Annotated in this window: 5 protein-coding genes; 2 read left to right on the forward strand and 3 right to left on the reverse strand. The window is 65.8% G+C overall.

Translation table 11 applies throughout. The features are described 5' to 3' along the window. Positions 1-45: 45 nt before the first annotated feature. Both NU1_RS44060 and NU1_RS17920 read right to left on the reverse strand, forming a co-directional pair. Positions 46-942: a DUF6319 family protein gene (locus tag NU1_RS44060; RefSeq protein ID WP_307644189.1), complete on the reverse strand. Its 897-nt coding sequence runs from the start codon at positions 940-942 to the stop codon at positions 46-48. 119 nt (positions 943-1,061) lie between these two features. Continuing rightward, complete coding sequence (locus NU1_RS17920) at positions 1,062-1,460, reverse strand: hypothetical protein (RefSeq protein ID WP_157552445.1); 399 nt, start codon at positions 1,458-1,460, stop codon at positions 1,062-1,064. Between the two features lie 622 nt (positions 1,461-2,082). Between NU1_RS17920 and NU1_RS17930 the strand changes: the two genes are divergently transcribed. Beyond that, positions 2,083-3,252, forward strand: a complete 1,170-nt coding sequence (locus NU1_RS17930; protein WP_067522882.1) for an MlaD family protein — start codon at positions 2,083-2,085, stop codon at positions 3,250-3,252. A gap of 339 nt (positions 3,253-3,591) precedes the next feature. Continuing rightward, on the forward strand, positions 3,592-4,440 hold the full coding sequence (locus NU1_RS17935) for a lysophospholipid acyltransferase family protein (protein WP_067522884.1): 849 nt from the start codon (positions 3,592-3,594) through the stop codon (positions 4,438-4,440). A gap of 161 nt (positions 4,441-4,601) precedes the next feature. On the opposite strand, the gene NU1_RS17940 is transcribed toward NU1_RS17935, so the two are convergent. Further along, a complete protein-coding gene (locus tag NU1_RS17940; protein ID WP_157552447.1) occupies positions 4,602-5,378 on the reverse strand; it encodes a PP2C family protein-serine/threonine phosphatase in 777 nt (258 codons plus the stop codon). Positions 5,379-5,649: the final 271 nt, after the last annotated feature.

Here is a 5,649-nt window from a genome sequence, read left to right on the forward strand (position 1 = left end):
CCGGACCGACGAGGATGGTCACCGCATCGACCTGTCCGGGCGGTACTAGCTGGTGAGGTCGTCCAGCATTCGCCGGGCGTTCTCCAATTCCGCCTGCAACTGCTCGACCTTGGCGCGCTGCGCGCCGCGTACCGCGTCCAGCACCGAGTCGACCACTTCGGCCACCTCGGGGTGCAGGATCTTGGCCGCCTGGGCCACCGCCGAACTCGGCACGGACAGGCCGCGAATGGTGCGCTTCTTGCCGTTGACGACGTCGAGGGTCCACTCGCCGTCGGCGGTGCCGGAGAGGGTCACCGTCACCTCGGCGGGCTTCGACTTCTTCGCTGCCGACGCGGCGGCATTGCGGGCCGGACGCGATGCGGGCTTCGCCGGTTTGCCCGCTTCCGCAGCGGAATTCGCGGGTGCGGTGTTCGTGGAGGGCTGCGGTGCGGTGCTTGCTGCCCCCTGCGGCGCGGTGCTCGCTGACGCCTGCGGCGCCGTGCTCGCTGACGCCTGCGGTGCTTCGGGTTTCGGCGCGGCTGGCGGGGCCGATGGCATGGTCACGGGCGACGACATCGTCACTGTGGAGTCCTTCCTCGTTGCCGTTGTCGGTTTCGCATTGGCGGACTTCGGTTTGGCCGCGGCCTCTTTCTGAGGCCGGGGCGGTTTGACCAGCGTTACCTCGGTCGGACCGAAGGACAGCACATCCTTCGTACCTGCCGGTTTGACCTGTAGGAAATCACCTTCGGATGGATCACCGAGGGCGAGAACCTTTCCGGATCGCCCCTCCGGCACGCCGACCGCCGCAGAGGTGAACCACACCATGGGCGGACGGCCCGCCTCTATATCCGAGGCGATCTGTCGAATCTCACTATCCGACAAAGGTTGTGGCTTGGTGCGACGGGACGACATGGGGGCACTCCGAGCGATGGTGGACACTTTCTGGCCAAGAGCATGCACCATGCCACCGACAAGTTCACAACGGTCGCGCCCAACCGATCAGATCGTAAGCGCTCCACCACCCCCGCCGGGCGGGTTTGCGCACACCCTGTGCGGGGTTCCCAGCTACCGGTATGCCGAGTTCAGAGCTGTTCCACGTCCCGCAGCACACACTTCACCGTCTCCGGACGGCGCACCGGATCGAGCAGAGTCTCGGTGGTGAAATTCTCCGTCGCCCCCGGCGGTACCAGTACTTCGGTGCGGGTGCGTTCCAACACAGTCGATTCCGGCGTGATGAAGCTGACGACCACCGCGTACCGATGCTCGACATCGTCGCGATTGCTCACCACCCCGGACGCCTGCCATCCCGCGGCGGTGCCACCGCACGCGGTCACGAAGACACTGCGGGACTGGTTCGACGCGTCGGCGGCCGCGATCTCCCGGTCGTCTTCCCCCGGCTCCGCGCTCTGCCCCGAGCAGCCCGATATCAATGCCAGACTCGCACATGCGACACCGGCCAACCCCACGCAGCGGGCGATCATCGAATCTCCCTTTCCACAGCACACTTCCGGCCCCCGCACTCCGGTTGCCGTCCATTAGCTGCGCGAAGAGTACCGCACCTCCTCGGCGTGTCGTCACATGACGCGGTCGACGTGTCGCGAGTTCGATCAAGATTCAGCGGGGTGAACCCTCGTCCGATGGGCGCTGTGATTTGGGTGAAATGCCGGTCTCGCACAGTCGCAATGATTCCAATCCCCGCCGATACGGCCGGGGTCGCCACAATCACCGGTACGAACGGCACCGAACGGACTCCGCCCGGACGCCGGGGGAACTACGGGTTCGCCTCGGACTGCCGGTAGCGCTCTTCGAGAATCCGGCGCGGCTCGGCCTCGGCATGCCGGACGGCGATCGCCACGAACCATTCGAGCGCGCGCTCCGGGGGACCCCGCTCGCAATGAGACAAAGAACCGACATTTAACGCACGCTATCGCGCAATCCGCCGGAATGGCTGCCGGAACACGGTTTTCACTGCTCTCACGACGGATCGAGACGACGCCGCAACCCAATATCCGGTCCAGCACGCGCTCACCGGCTACTATGATCGCGATTTCGCCAAGAGTTTGCTATTGCACTGATCCGAAATACGGCGGCAAAAGGTGGCTCGTGAGCAATCCTCAGCGTTTCAGGTTTCTGGCATCAGGAGTAGTCCTCACGGTCGGGCTTGTGGCAGGTGGCGGGTATCTGCTGATCGACACCATGCGGGTGCGGCTGCCGGGGTCGACGTACGCGGTAACCGTGCAGCTGGACCGGTCGGGCGGTTTGCAGGTTGGTAACAATGTCACCTGGCGGGGGTATCGCGTCGGGCAGATCAAGGCCGTGGAGCTGGCCGATACGGGTGCGGCGGTGGCTGTGCGCGCGGAAATCGCTGAGCGGTACCGGATTCCGCGAGATACGGATATCCAGGTGAAGGCGCTGTCGGGGGCCGGTGAGCAGTACCTCGACTTCGTACCCCATACCGATCACGGCCCCTACCTGGATGACGGCTCGGTGATTCGATTCGATCCGTCGCGCATCTCCACCCCGGTCCCGGTGTGGCAGATGCTCGATAACAGCAGTGATCTGATCGCGCAGATCGATCCGGACAAATTCAGCGTCATACTCACGGAATTGGATACCGCGCTCAGTGGCGGACCGGATCAGCTCCGGTCGTTCATCAATGGCATCAGCCTGGCCGTCGCCGGGTTGGACAATCTGCTCCCACAGACCACCAGCCTCATCACCAATCTGCGCACGGTGGCCGCCACCACCTCCAACGCACAGCCGGATCTCGGTACGCTGACCCGCAATTCGCGCATTCTCATCGACCAGGCGATCGCGGCCGACGAGGAGATCCGACGGATCCTCGACGATGCCCCCGGCATGCTCGCCCTCGCCGCCGACATCCTGGACCGCAATGCCGACCCCATTACCAATCTGGCGACCAATATGAGCGCCATCGTGCGTTCCGCACAACTGCGGGTGCCCGCGATCCGCGCCCTGTTCCCGGCCCTGGTGGTGGGTACGTCCGCCATGGGCGTTCCGGCGCATGACGGCGAGTTCTACGCCATCGTCGATCTCTGGCCGCGCCCGTTCTGTCAGTACCCGACCAGGACGACCCCGGCTTACGTGGCGCAGGAACCCACTTTTCGCAAGTGGAACTACTGCGTCAATCCCCCGCCGGAACAGCAAATTCGCGGCTCGGCCAATGCCCCGCGGCCGAATATTCCGGACAATGGCGCACAAATGCCCGTGGGCGTGGATCCGGATGCCCGGACCATGCCGCCGGTGCGGTGAGGCGAGAATATGCCGCGCTCCGCAGGCAGAAGTTCGAATATTAGGGCGGCGCGCGCGAATTCGCTGGCCATCCGGCCCGGAATGTTGGGTTCCGCACACTTCCTACCAAGCAAGTGCTTGGCTGATAACGTCGAAGGCGCAGGAGGACGGTAGCGGCCATCGATCGCAGAGCGGCGACGAGGTGCGCGCAGTGCCGTACCGGTCCGCGCACGCGCGGCCATCGGGGACTATCAATGGGGATGTACCGGGGCAATTCATTTCCGCCCGACGCCTATTCGGCGTCGACACAGGCCGCTGCGTGCCGCCCGTCCGCCCAGTGCGATAGACAGGAATGGGTACATGAGCACCACCACGCAGATACCGGACCCGAACCACCCGCTGCTCTCCTTTGCGCGGACCTACACCAGCTATTTCACCCCGGAAGTCAGTGGGCTGGAAAACCTTCCGACCTCCGGTCCGGCGCTGGTCATCGGCAATCACTCGTCCATCTACTGGGCCCCCGAGGTGTGGATCACCTTCATGGCCATGATGGACCGCCGCCCGAAGGAACCCACCTTCGGCGTGGCCCACGAAATCCTTTTGCGCGCACCGGTTCTCGGTGACAGCCTGCGCAGTTTCGGCGTTATCCCCGCCTCCCAGGAAGCCGCCACGGCGGGACTCAAGGACGGCGGCGCGGTCATGGTCTACCCCGGTGGCGACTGGGAAGCCTGCCGCCCCTGGACCGACCGCGGCAGAATCGACTTCGCCAATCGCAAGGGCTTCATCCGGCTGGCCCTGAAGCTCGGCGTCCCCGTCATCCCGGCGGTAGCCAATGGCGGCCACGACTCCATCTTCGTCCTCAGCCGCGGCGAGCGCACCGCCAAGCTACTCCAGTTGGACAAACTGGTGCGCGCCAAGGTCTTTCCCTACACCGTCGGTCTCCCCTTCGGTGTGGCCCCGATCCTCCCGCAGATCCCCCTCCCCGCCTCGGTCCACGTCAGCTTCCTCCCCCCGCTCAACTGGTCCACCGAACCCGGCGACCCCGACGACCAGGCGACGGTCGAGGCCAACTACGAACACACCGTGGACACCATGCAAACCGAACTCGACCGCCTCCGCGCCGCAAACCCCAACCCCGTGGCGGAGGGCATCAGGAAGCACGTCTCGGGGCTGCCCGGACCGCTGTCCGGCCTGGCGAACCTCTTCTAAACGCCTGACCGAAAGTCCCGCGCGTAGACGCCCGTCATTCCGGCGTGCTTGTGGCCGGAATCCACACCGAGAACGCTCCGCACGTCGTGGATCCCGGCCCAGAAGCACGCCGTGATGACGGGGAATTCGGTCACGCAGTGTGCAGCGCTTCCGCCACCCGCTCAGGTGTCAGCGGCGTGGGCGGGGATCGCGTCGATCACCAGTGCCGTGGCATTGTCGGTCCCGCCGGTGTTCAGTGCGGCCTCGATCAGAGCGTCGACGGTGCTGCCGGTCGGCATGCCCTCGGCGAGAATCGCTTTGATATCCGCCATTTCGAGGCGTTTCCCGACGCCATCGGTGCACAGCAGGAATCGTCCCGTGCTCGAACCGGTGGCCGTCTGCCCGATATCACTCGATCGTGCCGTGCGCGCCGAGCTGGTGACCAGATGCCCCATGCCCGGCAGCGGGTTGTGTCCGCGCGCTCGAAAGTATTCGGCGACAGTGTGATCGGTGGTGATCTGGTGCAGTACCCGGCCATTCCACCGGTAGGCACGGCAGTCACCGACCCAGGCGATATCGCACGGACCGTCGTCCTGCCCGCCGGCCGGCAGGACCGCCACGACGAGCACGCTGTCCGCGGCGGAATCGGGTAGCTCGCGCAGTAGTTCCCGCTGCGCCGCGAGGATGCCCTCGCGCGCACCGTGGACAACGGCCACCCGTGCCGCCGTCCGCGCGACAATCCGCGCCGCCCGCGCGGCCGCCGACTGATCTCCGACCCCATCGGCCACCACGAACGCGGTCCGCCCCCGCCGCGTATCGGTAATCATGGCCACCGCGTCCGCATTGACCTTGCGCCGCCCGACCCGGCTCGCCGCCTCTCCCGTGACCTGCCCGAGCCGCATCTCCCCCTCCGGTCCGGTGGGCACGCCGGCTCCGATCTCGTCGGCTGCGATGTGCATGGCCCGACCTCCTCGGACTCGGCCTCACGGGGTGCTTCGAACGAGCACTCTTCCATTCAACGACGGAAACCCGTGCTCTGCTCCCGAATTTGCCTGTGTGATTGCTGTGGACCGGCAATTGGCGGCGCTGAGCTGGCCTCGAGCGGATGCCGGACCCGTGCTAGGTTCGTGTGACGGGGTATGGGCATACCCGCCGTAGCACCGATTGTTCCGCGAACTTCTCGTCGAAGCGCGTTTCGCGCCCCCCACATCCCACGACGAGGAGAACGCC

Source organism: Nocardia uniformis NBRC 13702 (assembly GCF_001613345.1).
Lineage (GTDB): Bacteria > Actinomycetota > Actinomycetes > Mycobacteriales > Mycobacteriaceae > Nocardia > Nocardia uniformis.

Bases quoted from the DNA above. Each gene is read 5' to 3' on its own strand.
- NU1_RS44060 (WP_307644189.1), bottom strand. From the start codon at position 942: ATGGTGCATGCTCTTGGCCAGAAAGTGTCCACCATCGCTCGGAGTGCC.
- NU1_RS17920 (WP_157552445.1), bottom strand. From the start codon at position 1,460: ATGATCGCCCGCTGCGTGGGGTTGGCCGGTGTCGCATGTGCGAGTCTG.
- NU1_RS17935 (WP_067522884.1), top strand. From the start codon at position 3,592: ATGAGCACCACCACGCAGATACCGGACCCGAACCACCCGCTGCTCTCC.
- NU1_RS17940 (WP_157552447.1), bottom strand. From the start codon at position 5,378: ATGCACATCGCAGCCGACGAGATCGGAGCCGGCGTGCCCACCGGACCG.